Annotated in this window: 12 protein-coding genes; 6 read left to right on the top strand and 6 right to left on the bottom strand. The window is 41.5% G+C overall.

The genetic code is table 11. The features are described from left to right. Positions 1-6 precede the first annotated feature (6 nt). Entirely contained in the window at positions 7-1038 is a 1032-nt protein-coding gene (locus IGJ12_RS08950; protein ID WP_429960763.1) for a lysylphosphatidylglycerol synthase transmembrane domain-containing protein, read from the top strand. Positions 1039-1078: 40 nt separating this feature from the next. Here IGJ12_RS08950 and IGJ12_RS08945 read toward each other — a convergent pair whose 3' ends face one another. Then, positions 1079-2605: an ABC-F family ATP-binding cassette domain-containing protein gene (locus tag IGJ12_RS08945; RefSeq protein ID WP_034872663.1), complete on the bottom strand. Its 1527-nt coding sequence runs from the start codon at positions 2603-2605 to the stop codon at positions 1079-1081. A 307-nt stretch (positions 2606-2912) separates the two neighbouring features. Between IGJ12_RS08945 and clpB the strand changes: the two genes are divergently transcribed. From clpB to lepB, 4 genes are all read left to right on the top strand, one after another. After that, a complete protein-coding gene (gene clpB, locus IGJ12_RS08940; RefSeq protein WP_008380058.1) occupies positions 2913-5519 on the top strand; it encodes an ATP-dependent chaperone ClpB in 2607 nt (868 codons plus the stop codon). A gap of 165 nt (positions 5520-5684) precedes the next feature. Continuing rightward, positions 5685-7226, top strand: a complete 1542-nt coding sequence (locus IGJ12_RS08935) for an ABC transporter permease/substrate-binding protein (protein ID WP_005235809.1) — start codon at positions 5685-5687, stop codon at positions 7224-7226. Beyond that, entirely contained in the window at positions 7223-8176 is a 954-nt protein-coding gene (locus IGJ12_RS08930) for an ABC transporter ATP-binding protein (protein WP_005235811.1), read from the top strand. Before IGJ12_RS08935 ends, IGJ12_RS08930 begins: the two co-directional genes overlap by 4 nt. Positions 8177-8343: 167 nt before the next feature. Next, positions 8344-8913, top strand: coding sequence for a signal peptidase I (lepB, locus tag IGJ12_RS08925; protein WP_060792036.1), 570 nt, complete (start codon positions 8344-8346; stop codon positions 8911-8913). Positions 8914-8972: 59 nt separating this feature from the next. Here lepB and IGJ12_RS08920 read toward each other — a convergent pair whose 3' ends face one another. The 4 genes from IGJ12_RS08920 to IGJ12_RS08905 form a co-directional block, all read right to left on the bottom strand. Beyond that, positions 8973-9158, bottom strand: coding sequence for a hypothetical protein (locus tag IGJ12_RS08920; protein WP_005226019.1), 186 nt, complete (start codon positions 9156-9158; stop codon positions 8973-8975). A 276-nt stretch (positions 9159-9434) separates the two neighbouring features. After that, the gene (locus IGJ12_RS08915; protein WP_430618927.1) at positions 9435-10100 is read right to left on the bottom strand and encodes a hypothetical protein; all 666 of its coding nucleotides are present in this window, start codon (positions 10098-10100) and stop codon (positions 9435-9437) included. A 1-nt stretch (position 10101) separates the two neighbouring features. Beyond that, positions 10102-10587 (bottom strand): nucleoside 2-deoxyribosyltransferase, encoded by a 486-nt coding sequence (locus IGJ12_RS08910; protein ID WP_430618925.1) that lies wholly within the window; start codon positions 10585-10587, stop codon positions 10102-10104. A 51-nt stretch (positions 10588-10638) separates the two neighbouring features. Further along, complete coding sequence (locus IGJ12_RS08905; protein ID WP_005235821.1) at positions 10639-11853, bottom strand: GNAT family N-acetyltransferase; 1215 nt, start codon at positions 11851-11853, stop codon at positions 10639-10641. A 145-nt stretch (positions 11854-11998) separates the two neighbouring features. Between IGJ12_RS08905 and lepA the strand changes: the two genes are divergently transcribed. Beyond that, positions 11999-13834, top strand: coding sequence for a translation elongation factor 4 (gene lepA / locus IGJ12_RS08900; RefSeq protein ID WP_005235823.1), 1836 nt, complete (start codon positions 11999-12001; stop codon positions 13832-13834). A 333-nt stretch (positions 13835-14167) separates the two neighbouring features. On the opposite strand, the gene IGJ12_RS08895 is transcribed toward lepA, so the two are convergent. Further along, the gene (locus IGJ12_RS08895; protein ID WP_430618924.1) at positions 14168-16024 is read right to left on the bottom strand and encodes a transcriptional antiterminator; all 1857 of its coding nucleotides are present in this window, start codon (positions 16022-16024) and stop codon (positions 14168-14170) included. Positions 16025-16248 lie beyond the last annotated feature (224 nt).

Here is a 16248-nt window from a genome sequence, read left to right as displayed (position 1 = left end):
GTTAATATGAAAACTAAAGTGAAGTTCGCCCTTAATTTACTTTTACTAGTAGGGATTCTGGGTGTGATGTATTTTTTTGTCCGTAACTCGATGATGGATATTTTGGCGGGGCTAAGAGAGACCAGCTTTCTCGTCGTCTTACTGGTTATGGGGCTTGGCACATTGTACCTAGTGATTGAAGGACGAACAGTCAAAGAGATTGCCGTGACTTTCCAACCGGAATTCACAACCAAGGCGGGGTTTCTGACCGTCTGTTACAGTGGTTTTTATCGGATTGTGACGTTTGGGGCAGGCACCTTAATCTCAGAGGTGAATTTTTACCGTAAAAATGGCTTGCAGTTGTCACAGGGCGTTGGGGTCACCACCTTACACATGGTGATGTATAAGTTCGCCATATTGACTTATGCAATCGCTGGGTTGATCATTCAATTTTCGCTATTCTATGACAATGCACCCAATATGATTTGGGTAATTTTAGCGGGGATCGTACTCGTTTTTTTGATCATTGCCGCTTTGTTAGCACTTTCGGTCAGCATCAACATCCAAGTTTTTTTCGTGATCGTCAGCAATAAGCTGTTCAAAAGTGCGACATTAAGAGGATTGGTTGACAAATGCAACACCCAAATTTATTCTTTACGAGAAACAGTCAATGCGATTATTACCGACCGCACCGCTTTCTTGCGCATCTATTTGTGGAATCTTTTGAAGATGCTGCCTTGGTATGTGATTCCTTATGTGATTCTTGTTGTGCAGCATCCAGAGATCGATTTCTTGTTGACGTTATCCTTCATCAGTTTTGCCGTCGTCTTGTCCGGGGTGATTCCAACACCGGCAGGGATCGGATCATTTGAATTTATTTATATGCTGCTTTTTGGTCCATTAGTTGGCACGGTCGATGCTGCGTCTTCCATGCTACTGTACCGTTTAGCAACATTCATTTGGCCCTTCATAATTGGTTTTGCTTATGTAATGAAAGAAAAACGCAAAGATATTAGCCAAGAGTTGACTGAATTAAGAAAAGAAAAAGTGGAAAGTTAAAAACACGCTTATCTTCGAATTGAGGATAAGCGTGTTTTTTTCAGTCTTTCAAATCAATGATCCGATCAACAAAGGATTCATAAAACTCGCCTTCATGGGAAACGATCAAAACTGTTCCAGGAAAGGCCGCTAGGGTTTCTTCCAAATTGTTTTTCGTATCTTGATCGATATGGTTGGTCGGTTCATCAAGAATCAAGAAGTTACTTTTGATCAACATCATTTCGGCTAGTTTGACTTTTGTCTGTTCACCACCACTTAATAGCTTCAATTCTTCCTGGGCTAATTGGCTAGGTAAACCTGCCCGAGAAAGTTGCCGTCGCAATTCTTTGTTGGTGGCCTTCGGAAAAAGATCCTCAAGGTATTGAAGAGGGGTCTGCAATGGATATTCCCAGTCAAGGTCTTGAGAAAAGTAATTGAATTTTGTATGCTGTGGGTAAGAAACGGATCCCTCAATTGCTGGGATCACACCAAGAATCGTTTTGATCAATGTTGATTTACCGATCCCATTAAATCCCCGTATAGCAATTTTTTCGCCATAGCGGATCGTTAGGTTGATCGGGGAGAGTAAGGGCTTTTGGTCGTATCCAATGACTAGATTGGTGGTTTCTAAGGCCAAGGTGGTAACGATTGGTGCCAAATCAAATCCTAAATGGGGTTTAGGGACATCTTGCGGTGGGGTCAAACGATCAATTTTTGCCAACTGCTTTTCACGACTCTTTGCCATCGTTGAACGAGAACCAGCTTTGTATTTACGAATATAGCTTTCGGTTTTCTTGATATGCTCTTGTTGTGCTTCGTATTGCTTCATATAGCTTTCATTTTGCAGCGTTTTTAGTTTTAATGCTTTGTCTAAATTCCCCGTATACTTAGAAAGCTTGCCAAATTCGATATCAATGATATGGGTCGTGATTTCGTTAAGGAATTGACGATCATGAGAAACGACTAAATAGGTACCGGTAAAGTCCTGTAAAAACTCAACCAGCCATTTGATATGCTCATCATCTAAGTGGTTGGTCGGTTCATCTAAAATCAGCATGTCGGGTTTTTCTAGCAGCATTTTTGCCAAGATCAGTTTTGAGCGTTGACCACCACTTAAAGAAGCGAGGGGGGTATCCATTCCGAGAACCGAAATACCTAACCCTTCTGCTAAATCATCGATCAATGTATCCATTTGGTAGAAATTTCCTTGATCCAATTGATTTTGCAATTCGCCCGCTTTTTCTAAAAGCTTATCGTCGAGGCTTTCGCCATAAGAAGTATAAAGATCGGCAATCTGTTGCTCTTTTTCGAAGTCTTCTGCAAAGGCAGAGCGCAAAAAATCACGGATCGATTGCGTTTCATCAACATTGACGTATTGATCCAAATAGCCCATTTTCAAATTTTTCGGAAATTGGACGAAGCCATCATCGGGGAGAATTTCTCCTGTAATGATTTTGATTAAAGTACTTTTGCCAGCGCCATTCCGTCCAATCAAACCGACTTTTTCACCACGGTTGATTTGAACGGAAACGTCTTCGTAAAGCAATTTGTCGCCAAATTGTTGGCTAATATTCGTTAATGTTAACATCATTTCCTCCATATAAAAAAGCTGTAAACAGTAGACGTTACAGCTAAGTAGATAATCTTACTGAATAAAAATCGCCAAAGAGCGATCAAAACGATCAGGAAAATCGATTGTTCCTGACCAATCAGGACCTAGCATACCATTGCTGCTTCCCATCTGTCAATTTTCATGAAAGAATACTGAAAAAAATCTTGATGTTCGAGGGAAAACTTTTGACCATTACTGACCAACGTTGTATAATAGAAGAGTAGAAAAAAGGATACTGCTTGCAGCGTACTTTTTTCTGACTACCATTTTGGGAGGGAAAAGTATGAACCCAGAAAAAATGACGACTACATTACAAAGTGCTATCGCTGAAGCCCAGCAGATTGCCATGACCCGTCACCATCAAGAAATTGATATTCCGCATTTATGGAAGATTTTATTGCAAGCCAATCAATTCGGCCGCAATTTTTACACGGACACAGGTCTCGATGTCGATGCTTTTGAAAAAGAAGTCGACCGACTATTAGATGAACTGCCTTCGGTTGAAGGAGGAAATGTTCGTTATGGTCAATCTATGAGTCAAAATCTGTTTCATCTTTTGTCTGAGGCAGATCAATTAAAAAATGAATTTCAAGACGAGTATCTTTCCACAGAAATCGTCCTTTATGCGTTGATGAAATTGAAAAATCATCCATTGACGGTGTATTTAAAGAAACAAGGAATCACTGCGAAAGAAATCAAGCAAACGATCGAAACATTAAGAGGAGGGGATCGTGTGACCTCACAAAATCAAGAAGAACAATACAAAGCATTAGAAAAATACGGCGTTGACCTGGTGCAACAAGTCCGCAGCGGAAAAATGGACCCAATTATCGGACGAGACGAAGAAATTCGCGATGTGATTCGCATCCTTTCTCGGAAGACAAAAAACAATCCCGTTTTGATTGGTGAACCAGGGGTTGGTAAAACAGCCATCGTTGAAGGATTGGCACAACGGATCGTGCGAAAAGACGTCCCAGAAAACCTAAAAGACAAAACGATCTTTTCTCTGGATATGGGTGCCTTGATCGCAGGTGCTAAATTCAGAGGTGAATTTGAAGAGCGTTTGAAAGCTGTCTTACAAGAAGTGAAAAAAGCCGATGGACGCATCATTCTCTTTATTGATGAGATCCACAATATTGTAGGTGCTGGTAAGACGGAAGGCAGCATGGATGCTGGAAACTTACTAAAACCAATGCTGGCACGGGGAGAATTGCATACGATTGGCGCAACCACCCTTGATGAATACCGTCAATACATGGAAAAGGATAAAGCTTTGGAACGTCGTTTCCAAAAAGTGCTGGTACAGGAACCAACCGTTCAAGACACGATTTCGATTTTACGTGGCTTGAAAGAACGGTTCGAGATCCATCATGGCGTCAACATCCATGACAACGCGCTTGTTGCTGCGGCGACCTTATCTGATCGGTATATCACGGACCGCTTTTTACCAGATAAAGCCATTGACTTGATCGATGAGGCGAGTGCCACAATTCGGGTGGAAATGAATTCGATGCCTACTGAGCTCGACCAAGTTACCCGTCGTTTGATGCAACTTGAGATCGAAGAAGCCGCATTGAAAAAGGAATCCGATGATGCATCGAAAAAACGCTTAGGCATTTTACAAGAAGAATTGGCGGAATTGCGTGAAGAAGTCAATACCATGAAAATGCAGTGGGAAACGGAAAAAGAAGAAGTCAATGCAGTTTCCAACAAACGGGCAGAGATCGATAAAGCCAAGCATGAGTTGGAAGATGCTGAAAATAACTATGATTTGGAACGGGCAGCTGTTCTTCGTCATGGGACGATTCCACAACTGGAAAAAGAACTAGCTGAACTGGAAGAAAAAAATCAAGATGAAGGCATTCGGATGGTCCAAGAATCAGTGACCGAAAATGAGATTGCCCTAGTCGTTGGACGTTTGACAGGGATTCCTGTTGCGAAATTAGTGGAAGGCGAACGGGAAAAACTGTTGAAATTAAATGAGACCTTGCATCAACGAGTGATCGGACAAGACGAAGCCGTCGATGCCGTCAGTGATGCCGTCATTCGTTCACGAGCTGGCCTGCAAGATCCAAATCGACCATTAGGTTCCTTCTTGTTCTTAGGTCCGACCGGCGTCGGTAAGACCGAATTAGCGAAAGCGTTGGCGGTCAACCTCTTTGATTCAGAAGAGCATATGGTTCGGATCGATATGAGCGAATACATGGAAAAACATTCGGTGTCTCGCTTAGTCGGTGCCCCTCCAGGCTATGTAGGATTTGAAGAAGGTGGCCAATTGACTGAAGCTGTTCGACGCAATCCATACACGATCGTCTTATTGGATGAGATCGAAAAAGCCCATCCTGATGTTTTCAATATCTTATTACAAGTGCTTGATGATGGCCGTTTGACAGATTCAAAAGGGCGAGTCGTTGATTTCAAAAATACAGTCTTGATCATGACTAGCAATATCGGCTCTCAAGTCTTGCTAGATGGCGTGACCGCAGAAGGGACGATCCCAGAAAACGTTGCTGAAAATGTCCGTAATCTCTTGAGAGGGCATTTTAAACCAGAATTCTTAAATCGGATCGATGACACGATTTTGTTCACACCGCTTAGTCTAAACGATGTGACAGGCATCGTCGACAAGATCATCGCACAGCTGTCACAACGACTGGAAGTCCAAGATATACTGTTGACTATCACTGAAGAAGCCAAACGCTGGATCGCTGAAAATGCTTATGAGCCAGCGTATGGTGCGCGACCTCTCCGTCGGTTTATCACGAGAGAAGTCGAAACCCCGTTGGCAAAAGAAATCGTTGCTGGCAGAGTCTTACCAAAGACCCAAGTCACGATCGAATTATTGAACGAACAGCTGGTTTTTGAAAATACGCCAATTACCGAGGAATAAAAAGATAAAAAATGGATAAATGCAAAACGATGGTTGCCGTTTCATTGGTAGCCATCGTTTTTTTTGTCGCTCAACATAAGACAAAAAAGTTCCCCTTGCTTGTTGTTTGGAGGAAATTCGCACTTCGATTATACTGTTCTTATGGAGTAGGAGAGGAATGAAAAGATGAATACTTTTTTTGAAACGTTGAATGAGCGAAAAGGGGAATTGCTGACAGCTGTCTTTGAGCATTTGTCATTGTCGATCATTGCGCTGCTGGTGGCGATCGTTATTGCTGTCCCGTTAGCCATTTGGCTGGTTAATCATAAACGGGCAGCGGAAGTCGGCCTACAAATAACGAGTGTGCTACAAACGATTCCATCACTGGCACTGTTAGGTTTATTGATTCCATTTGTGGGGATCGGAACGCCGCCTGCGTTGATCGCACTAGTTATTTATGCGTTATTGCCGATCTTTCAAAATACCTATATTGGCCTTTCGGAGATCGATCCATCAATCGAAGAAGCTGCGGCGGCATTTGGTATGTCTCGGATGCGCCGATTGATCAAAGTCGAATTGCCGATTGCCTTGCCTGTCATTATTTCGGGGATTCGCACGGCGTTGGTCTTGATCATCGGAACAGCGACTTTAGCCGCTCTGATTGGCGCTGGTGGGCTAGGTTCCTTTATTTTGTTGGGGATCGATCGGAATGCCCCTGAATTAACGTTGATCGGCGCGATCGGGTCTGCTTTACTGGCTATTATTTTCAGTACGTTGATCCGTTATCTACAACACCTGAAACCGCGCTATACCTTGATTACGCTGGCAGCGATCATCTTGCTGATTGGCGGCGTTTCTTTTTCACAGAGCGGATTTTTCGCGCCGAAAACCATTACCATAGCTGGGAAGTTAGGGTCTGAACCTGATATCTTGATCAACATGTACAAAGAATTGATTGAGCAAGAAGATCCTGATGCCCAAGTTGAACTAGAGCCAAATTTTGGAAAAACCTCTTTCTTATTCAGCGCATTGGACAATGGTCAAGTTGATATATATCCAGAGTTTACTGGTACCGTGTTGGAGAGCTTAGTTGAGGTACCAGAAGAGCTTGCGAGTCAAAAACTTGACTCAGACGAAACCTATACCGAAGCAGTCAATCTGTTACAGGATCAGTTTGAGATGACCTTGCTTCAGCCGATGGCGTATCAAAATACCTATGCGTTGGCTGTGAAAAAAGAATTTGCTGAGGAAAATGGACTAACCACGATCTCTGATTTGAAGAAAATCGAAAATAAAATCAAAGCCGGCTTTACCCTCGAATTCATTGATCGGACGGACGGTTATGCGGGCATCCAAGAACTCTATGGGCTAGATTTTCCAAGTGTCCAAAGTATGGAACCAGCATTGCGTTATCAAGCCATCAATAATGGCGATATCAATCTACTGGATGCCTATTCCACGGACAGTGAATTGCGTCAATATGGCTTAGTTATTCTAGAAGACGATCAAGAACTATTTCCACCTTATCAAGGAGCGCCTTTGATGAAAGAAGCCTTTGCCAAGGAACATCCAGAAGTCGTCCGTGCATTGGAAAAGTTGGCAGGTAAAATCACCGAAGAACAAATGAGTGAAATGAATTATCAGGTCAATGTCGAAGGAAAAAATCCAGCAGAAGTCGCGCGTACCTTCCTGATAGATGAAGGATTAATTAAGGAGGGACAAGAATGACACCAATTATTGAATTTAAAAACGTCAGTAAAAAGTTTGATCAAAAAATAGTGATCGATCAATTAGATCTGAGCATCAATAAAGGGGAAATCTTTGTTTTGGTCGGTCCTTCTGGGAGTGGGAAAACGACGACTTTGAAGATGATCAACGCGTTGTCAGAACCAACGGATGGCGATATTTACTTCAAAGAAAAACGAATCAAAGAATACAATATCCAAAAAATGCGTTGGCAAATGGGGTATGTTCTCCAACAAATCGCCCTGTTTCCGACAATGGATGTGAAGCAAAATATTGAAGTAATCCCAGAGATGTTAGGGTGGTCGAAAAAAGATCGCTCAGAAGCCGTGGATCGTTTGCTGACACAGGTCAAACTTGACCCAGAGCAATACCGCCATCGAATGCCTAAAGAGTTGTCAGGAGGAGAACAGCAGCGGATCGGGATTTTAAGAGCGTTAGCTGCTAACCCAGAAATTATTCTGATGGACGAGCCCTTTAGTGCTCTTGATCCAATTTCTCGAAATTCCTTACAGGAGTTAGTCCTCGATTTGCACCAAGAGCTTGGGACGACGATTATTTTTGTCACGCATAACATGAAAGAAGCGGTAAAACTAGGTACGCGCATTGCTGTCATGAATCAAGGGAAGATCGTCCAATGTGATACACCGGAAGTGATTGTCTCGCAACCAAAAACTGCTTTTGTGAAAAGTTTTTTTGAAGAGACCGGTGAAGACGAAGCAAAACTGGTCACTGCAGGGGATTTGATGCGGATGAACTTTTTCAGCGATGAAGTCAACCCAGTGGCTCCTCAAATCGCTGCATCTACTACTTTAAATGAGTTGTATACCTTATTTGCAACTCATGACACGGTAGTGATTGAAGAAGAGCAGAAACTCGTAGGGAGTCTAAGTCGAAAAGATGTGTTTGCTTTCTTGAGTCGTGATCGAACGTAAAAGGTTCTTTATGGCCACTAGAAATGTCATATTTTTTTAAAAATCGATGATTTCTCTTGCTCAATGTAAAAATTCCACGTAAGATTGAGGAAGATATCTTTTGTCAGAATGCCAGAAACGAGCTTTGATAATGACAAAAGATGCAGTAAAGGAGCGAAAGAGCAGCTATGGTAAAAATCCTAAAAGAGAATTGGTTACTGCTTTTCTTTATCGTCGCCGTGGTTCTCATCCGTTTGTTTGTCCTGACGCCAGTTCAAGTCAGTGGCCATTCTATGGATCCAACTTTGGCCGATAAGCAGCGTTTGATTGCATCAAAAATTTCTTCATATGACCGCCAAGACATCGTGATATGTGTTGAACCAGATGATCCAAGCAAAATTGCTGTCAAGCGGCTGATTGGTTTACCCGGTGATACGATTGAGATGAAAGATGATGTCCTAACAATCAATGGAGAAGTATACGAAGAACCCTATTTAGATGAGTTTAAAGAGAAATTTGCGGACGATCAATTACAAGACGAATATTCTTATCGCGAAATGTTTCAGCAGATCGCCGCTGGTGCCGAACACTTTACCGACGATTTTACGGTAACTGTTCCTGAAGGCAGCTATTTTGTGATGGGAGACAATCGTTTGATCTCTCGGGACAGTCGTAGTTTCGGGGTCGTAACAGAAGATCAAATGGAGGGGAAAGTGCTGCTGCGTTTTTGGCCTTTGAATCAAATCAAACTTTTCTAATCACAAAAAAACATTCTTGCCAATGCAGCGAAAACGCCGCAACTGGCAAGAATGTTTTTTTAGATGACCCAAGCGACAAATGCAACCATTGAAAAGAACATCGTCCAAACCGCAATAATAGCTGATGCGATAAAAATAATTTTGATTGATAAAGGTTGGACAAATTTTCGGGCATCTTTAGAGAACGCATAGGTGATCGATGAAAAAATCAAGCAGCATAAAATAAAAAACACTGTTAGAACCATAAGCCTCTCCTTTACTGACGCAATGTCAAATGAATAATGTAATTATAACAGACCATGGTTTTTTGGGGAAATAAAAATGATTAAACGAGGGAATTTTCTTGTAGTTGTAACCGTTTTATAGGGAAGTGTAAGGAAGGTCGAACCTTGTTAGACAGCGAATCCATAAAAATAAGATGTGTTATTTAAGTATTTTTATAAATTTTTCTTTATCAATAAAAGAACAAAAGAAAAAAGCTTGTTGAAAAACGATGGTTTCAACAAGCTTTTAAAGGTTGGTTATGATAATTTTTTAATCCGATAACTTTCAAAGTAATCAGGTTTGCCTCGTCCTTGAACATACGCGATCACGCCCATCAAAGCAGCGCCAATCGTGTTGGTTAGTAAATCGCCCATCGTATCCATCAATGCTTCACGACCAATAAACGGGGTGCCATCTAAGGTTGCATAACGTTGGAGATTCATTCCACCAACAGAGTCGCAGATGAATTCCCAAAACTCCCAGAAAACACCACACAAGCCAGCAAAAGCAAAGCCCATCAGTAAAAATAACCAAGGCGAAACTTTTGAAACGGGCACTTCTTTTAGTAAGAGACAGATCAATCCATAGCCAACAGCCGTCAAGACCATAGGACTCACCGCATGTAGAATTTTATCCCAGAAAGCAATGGTTTCGATCAAATGTAAGATCGTCCCCATGAATACGGAGATCAGCAAGAAAAACCAATAAAAGTAAACGGTGGCATTTGGTAGCTGGATTTTTAAGAACTTTTTACTCATTTCCGGGACAAAGATCAATAAAATCCCAAGCAATGCTTGCCCCAAGAAAATCAGTCCTTGTGTTTGCGGATAGACGCCACGAAAAAATTCCCACAAAGAAAAACAAAACACGAGAATACCAAAAATAGTGAATACCTTTTGCAGTCGCTGATAATTTTGGGCCATATTAGTTGCCCTCCAAAAGATAGTCGGCTAAGCCAGCTACAAGTGCTACTTCAGAGGAGTAAATCTCGCCGTTTAATTTGATCAAACCCACCGTATAAAGATTGACATAGTGGAACTGATTTTCCGCAACGGTTTGTAATGCTGCCAGCTTTTGCTGATTATCGGCACCTTGTTGGCGACTATCCGTATAAAGCCCTAAAACAGGAATGCCTTTTGCATAGGCGACGCCGATCTCAGAGGCAACCCCAGCATCGATGGTCAAACCATCCAGCAAAGCGATCATCAAATCGCTTTCCAGTACTTTTTCGGTATCTGCCAACGCAATCATTTTGCTATCCGCGTAGGCGGACTTATCATTGATCGCGGCATTTTCTTGAGGTAAATAAATCTCCAGCTGCGGATACTGCTGACGAATCGACGCAACAAGTTCGGCGTTGTAGCGAAGGTCACTAGCAGCAAACAGGGGAGCAGCAAAATATAGTTTCATTCAAAAACACTCCTTAATCATTCATAGTTGTACGTTTTGTTGATTCGTTGTTTAGAAATAATCACTGAAATAGGCTTCCATATCAGGGATGATCGATTCTAGTAATGCCAGTGTTTCTGAATCGGTATTTAGCCGTTCCACACGCTCTAAGTAAGCTGGACGGCGGTAATTCATCAACAGACAAGACAATGTCTGAATATCCAGCTGGACAGCTTTTCCGATGGCTTCTCTTGAAACCACGATCTCCCCGTGATTGTATTGGACACCGAAGATTCCGTTGTTCCAATCGGCAACTGGGTCAGAAACAACAAAGTGAAAGGGTGTTTGAAAGGCTTCAAATGGGAAGTTTTTCAAAAACTGTTCAACATCGACGATCCGCGCCATGTAATAAGGCTCAATGGTTTCTTTGATTTGGCTATCATCCAGGTAGAAGGACAGGGGTTCATTTGAATAAATGTCTCCTTTGACCCAATAGACCATTGAGAAATGAGCAGAGATAAAATTCCAAAGACCATTGCGGGCTTCTTGATTTAAGTAGAACATTTCCTTTACATGGAAGACTTCTTCGGCTACCCAATAAAAAAGTACACCAGTCGGATGACCACTGGCATTGTAATAGACAGCCGCGGTGCGCTCTTCTTCATTTTCATAGCGCCAATACTCTTCCCAGTGAAAAGAGGTCCGCTGCAAGGCGCCATGGTTTTCCCGGGAGAATTGGTTATAGACAGTAAAGACATCAGGGTCATCTACTTCTTTGCGCTCTACGATCCCAGGGACTTCTTTGGTTTTCGGAAGCTGGGTATCACGAATTTTGAAGGTCAGCTTGTCGGACATGATCTCCCAGCCTTTGCGACGATAGTAGGGCACATTGTATGGATAAAGGTAGGAGATCCATTGCTGATCTTCCCGCATAGTTTCTAAGGCAAGCTTGATCAAGTCTTTCATCAGGCCATGTCCGGCATATTCAGGGTAGGTCCCAACACCGGTCACTCCGCCCATTTTGATCAATTTGCCGTGTATATTGACTTCACAAGGATAAACGGCGATTTGCGAGATCAACTTGTCTTCATTGAACCAGCCAAAGACCTTGGAAAGCTCTAAGATCGGGCGCTTAGATTTAATCATTTCCCGTTTGCTCTCATAGCCGCTTTCTTCAATATCCGATTCAGTGATCTGAAAAACGTAGCTTAACAGTTCATTGAACTGATCAACGTCTTTTTCATCCACCGCTCGAATATGTAGATTTTGATGAAAATTATTGTCCATTCTTTCAACTCCAATTTATTTGCTAGCTCTAGTATAGCAAAACCTGAATGAATATGTCTAAATAACGGTTAAGAAAAATACTTTAACTATTGGCGTTTCGTTGGTATAATAGAAAAGCTGACTAAAAGAAATGAGGAACGTATCCATGAACATAGAAGAAATGAAAAAACGACAGGAGAAGATTCGTAATTTCTCCATTATCGCCCATATCGACCATGGGAAATCAACACTGGCGGACCGTATTTTGGAACAAACCCATACGGTGACGTCTCGGGAAATGCAAAACCAATTATTAGACTCCATGGATCTTGAACGTGAACGAGGAATCACGATCAAATTAAATGCCGTGGAACTTAACTATACCGCCAAAGATGGAGAAACCTACATCTTCCATTTGATCGACACCCCAGGGCACGTCGATTTCACCTATGAAGTTTCCCGCAGTTTGGCCGCTTGTGAAGGCGCCGTACTCGTCGTTGATGCGGCTCAAGGGATCGAAGCACAGACATTGGCAAACGTCTACTTGGCGTTAGACAATGATTTAGAGATCCTACCAGTCATTAATAAAATAGACTTGCCAGCTGCCGATCCTGAGCGGGTACGAACAGAGATCGAAGATGTTATCGGAATCGATGCCAGTGAAGCTGTTTTAGCGAGTGCCAAAGCAGGTATTGGGATCGAAGACATTTTGGAACAAATCGTTGAGTATGTCCCAGCTCCAGCAGGTGATATTGAAGCACCGTTAAAAGCGTTGATCTTTGACTCCGTGTACGATTCCTATCGTGGGGTGGTCTTAAACGTCCGCATTATGGACGGGATGGTCAAACCTGGAGATAAAATCAAAATGATGAGCAATGGCAAGACCTTTGATGTCACGGAAGTCGGCGTCTTTTCACCCAAAGCCATTCAACGAGATGCGTTGATGGTGGGTGATGTTGGTTATATCACTGCTGCCATCAAGACTGTTAAAGATACGCAAGTCGGAGATACGGTGACTTTAGCCAACAATCCAGCAGCCGAAGCATTGGAAGGCTACCGCCAAATGAATCCAATGGTTTATTGCGGATTGTACCCAATCGATACCTCACGCTACAACGACCTTCGAGAAGCATTGGAAAAATTACAACTGAATGATGCAGCATTGCAATTTGAGCCAGAAACCTCTCAAGCGTTAGGATTTGGGTTCCGATGCGGCTTCTTAGGCCTATTACACATGGATGTCGTGCAAGAACGGCTAGAACGTGAATTTAACCTTGAGCTGATTACGACTGCACCATCCGTAATCTATCATGTCAACAAGACAGATGGCTCAATGGTCGTCGTTGATAACCCAGCAGAATTTCCTGAACCAGTCACGATCGACAACGTGCAAGAACCTTACGTCAAAGCACAAATCATGGTCCCTAATGATTACGTCGGTGCTGTAATGGAATTGTCCCAACGCAAACGGGGAGACTTTGTCACGATGGATTACTTGGATGATTATCGAGTAAACGTCGTTTATGAGATCCCATTATCGGAAATCGTCTTTGATTTCTTTGATAAATTGAAATCCAGCACGAAAGGGTATGCATCACTCGATTACGAAATGTCTGGTTACCGCACTAGCAAGCTAGTGAAGATGGACATCTTGCTGAATACTGAAAAAGTCGATGCGTTAAGCTTTATCGTTCACCGTGACTTTGCTTATGAACGCGGCAAAGCCATCGTTGAAAAACTGAAGAAACTGATCCCACGACAACAATTTGAAGTACCGATCCAAGCAGCCATCGGACAAAAAATCGTTGCCCGTTCAGACATTAAAGCCTTGCGTAAAAACGTATTGGCGAAATGTTATGGCGGTGACGTTTCTCGGAAACGCAAACTTCTGGAGAAACAAAAAGAAGGGAAGAAGCGGATGAAACAAATCGGCTCTGTCGAAGTACCGCAAGAAGCCTTCATGGCAGTTCTGAAGATGGATGAGGATGAACCGAAGAAATAGATTGTTTTAAATTGAAAAATCGATTAAAGGAATCTTTTCGTGTGGCAGAAAAAGTGTGACTAGTTGTTTATAACATTTGGCTCTTCGACATTTAGTGTTGGTAGAGAAAGATACAACTGAAAATTTAGTCATGACCAGTTAGGCAGAGTGCTTAACTGGTTTTTTTCGGCTCTTTGTCAACAATGAAAATGGGACTGAAGAATCAATTGTGATTCATTAGTCCCAAAAATTATAGAGCCATGATTTCTTGCGAACAAATTGGAAATAAGCAAAAGGAAACAGGATGTAGAGACTATTTAGAAACGGTCTCATTCATTCTGTTTTTGTGTGTAGTTAGAACAGGTAGGTTAGCAGCATGATATCTTCATCCGTAAAATCAATGAATGAGAGATCAACTGCTTGATCAAGTTGCTTTTTGATTCGTTGAAATTTTTGATTTGCTAGTCTTTTATATGTGGATCGATCAATGGTAACTGACGAGTCGTGATCGTTCGCCATATGCTTTTCTAAAAGACAGTTTCCTTGAAAAAGAAAGTCAAGAATGAGTTTATTTGAAAGCGTGATAGCTAAATCGCTGGCGATATGTTTTAAAAGCTTATATAAAACTTCATTGGTTTTAGCTGTATTTAGTCGTGAAAAAAGCTGATTAAAAAGTTCATAGTATTCGCTGTTTGTTCGTTCTGCACGATCATTCAAGGAATCGTCTGCCAAAAATTTCTTGTGCTCATTTTTTTTATTGATAATCGTTGAAGAAACGGAGACAACACTCATGATGTTTCCATTCAGAATACACAGAATATCATAGATATGGGCCATCGTCGGTGGGTAGGTAGTGAAGGTTAAGAGCCGGATTTCCAGGAGAATCTTATTGTCTATATCATTAGATGGGTCATAATCAGTGACTAGGACTGTTCCGCCACCGCGATCGATCGTTTTTAGATTTCTAGACATCTTTCTGACAAATGAATGAACCTCTCCCTTATCCATCGCCTCTGTTCGTCTGGAACTCATGGAAAAGATTGCTCTCTTTCCAATCAATTCGTTAAACCGCTGAGCCAAATGTTCCGCAATTCCATTGTCTCTGGCTGAAATCAGCATTGGGACTCTGACATCAGTTACTTTTTTGATCCCTAAAATAATCAGCTTCCGAATAAAAGTGATTTTTGGCTCTGATATCCCTTTATGATACTTACGCAAGAAACGCTCGATTTTCTTGAGAATGCCAGTAATTCCTTTAAAATTATCGTCCTGTTTTGGAAAAATATAGTTCTCAATAGGGAAGCTTCCTCTAATAATTTCCGCGATCGTTTTGATAATGTAATTCTGTAAAATCGGATCTTTGATTAGCGGCGTCTCTGATAAAAAGTTGAATAAGCGTTTTTCCAAGGTATGCTGGTAGTCTTGCTCGCTATAAAAAACTAAATTTGTTGGCAAGGTATTAATCAAATGTTCGATCGTCTGCTTTTCAAAGATATGTCGGTCGATTAACCAATTCTCGGCTGGTGTACTGTTTAAGATTTCTAGTGTGGACAAGTTGGATTGAGTGGAAAAGGTAAGCCTTTCTGGAAATTTATCCCAAAAATGTTTCTCATCTCGTGGGCCTTCAACGTTTTGGTCAATTTTCTCAGATAAATGCCTGGTTGATACAAGAATTGTTGTACTGGCAGCACTCTCTATATTTCGATTGAAAAAAGCTTGAGAGATCGAATATAAGATCTCTTTTTTTATATAGGCAATGTTTGAACTGGCTGAAATAGCGGCAAGCGCTTGAATCACTTTTTTGGTAACCATAATTTCTCGTGAAATTTGTCTGCATTCTGTTAAATAAATGCTTGAAATAATTTCAACTTTTTCCTTTAAAAGACGTTCGCTAAATTTAGGGAAATATCCCACATAAGGACTGATTTCATAAAACTGTTCGATATTTTGCATATGAGGTGGTATCAGTAAAGCCACCAATGGTTGAGTGCCGCCTTCATTTTTATAATAAAAAGAGAGCTCATCGAGTTTTCTTGAAACATCTGATGCTGAAATGGAAGAATCTAGCTCGATGACCAAAAAAGAAGACAGACCTTCTTTTTTCCTTTTTAACTCTGGGAGAATATCAAGCTTGTTTTGTTCGGACCAAAGAGCATAGAAGATTTTTCTTGCAGATTTGGAAGTTTCTTTCCTTTTATTTTGCTCGATCAATTTTTCTAAAAAGAATTTTCTCCCGACGCCTTTTTCGCCTCTTAAAATAATTATTTTCAGCTCATTGCTTGGATAATAAAAGATCGGTAAAACATTTTGTACTACATTGTATAACGAACTCGTTTCACCAATGTCTAAAGCATCCAACTGAAATTCAGTCGCACTAAGAATTGATGTTTCATTTAGAAAAAGGTAGTTATTCAAGTGGTCATCTTTTTGAATTG

The sequence above is a fragment of the Enterococcus sp. DIV0802b genome (genome assembly GCF_050543535.1).
GTDB lineage: Bacteria > Bacillota > Bacilli > Lactobacillales > Enterococcaceae > Enterococcus_D > Enterococcus_D entomosocium.
The sequence above is the reverse complement of the archived record's forward strand: the minus strand, read 5'-3'. Positions and strand labels throughout refer to the sequence as shown.

Coding starts and splice junctions, on each gene's coding strand:
- IGJ12_RS08950 (WP_429960763.1), top strand. CDS start 7: ATGAAAACTAAAGTGAAGTTCGCCCTTAATTTACTTTTACTAGTAGGG.
- IGJ12_RS08945 (WP_034872663.1), bottom strand. CDS start 2,605: ATGTTAACATTAACGAATATTAGCCAACAATTTGGCGACAAATTGCTT.
- clpB (WP_008380058.1), top strand. CDS start 2,913: ATGAACCCAGAAAAAATGACGACTACATTACAAAGTGCTATCGCTGAA.
- IGJ12_RS08935 (WP_005235809.1), top strand. CDS start 5,685: ATGAATACTTTTTTTGAAACGTTGAATGAGCGAAAAGGGGAATTGCTG.
- IGJ12_RS08930 (WP_005235811.1), top strand. CDS start 7,223: ATGACACCAATTATTGAATTTAAAAACGTCAGTAAAAAGTTTGATCAA.
- lepB (WP_060792036.1), top strand. CDS start 8,344: ATGGTAAAAATCCTAAAAGAGAATTGGTTACTGCTTTTCTTTATCGTC.
- IGJ12_RS08920 (WP_005226019.1), bottom strand. CDS start 9,158: ATGGTTCTAACAGTGTTTTTTATTTTATGCTGCTTGATTTTTTCATCG.
- IGJ12_RS08915 (WP_430618927.1), bottom strand. CDS start 10,100: ATGGCCCAAAATTATCAGCGACTGCAAAAGGTATTCACTATTTTTGGT.
- IGJ12_RS08910 (WP_430618925.1), bottom strand. CDS start 10,587: ATGAAACTATATTTTGCTGCTCCCCTGTTTGCTGCTAGTGACCTTCGC.
- IGJ12_RS08905 (WP_005235821.1), bottom strand. CDS start 11,853: ATGGACAATAATTTTCATCAAAATCTACATATTCGAGCGGTGGATGAA.
- lepA (WP_005235823.1), top strand. CDS start 11,999: ATGAACATAGAAGAAATGAAAAAACGACAGGAGAAGATTCGTAATTTC.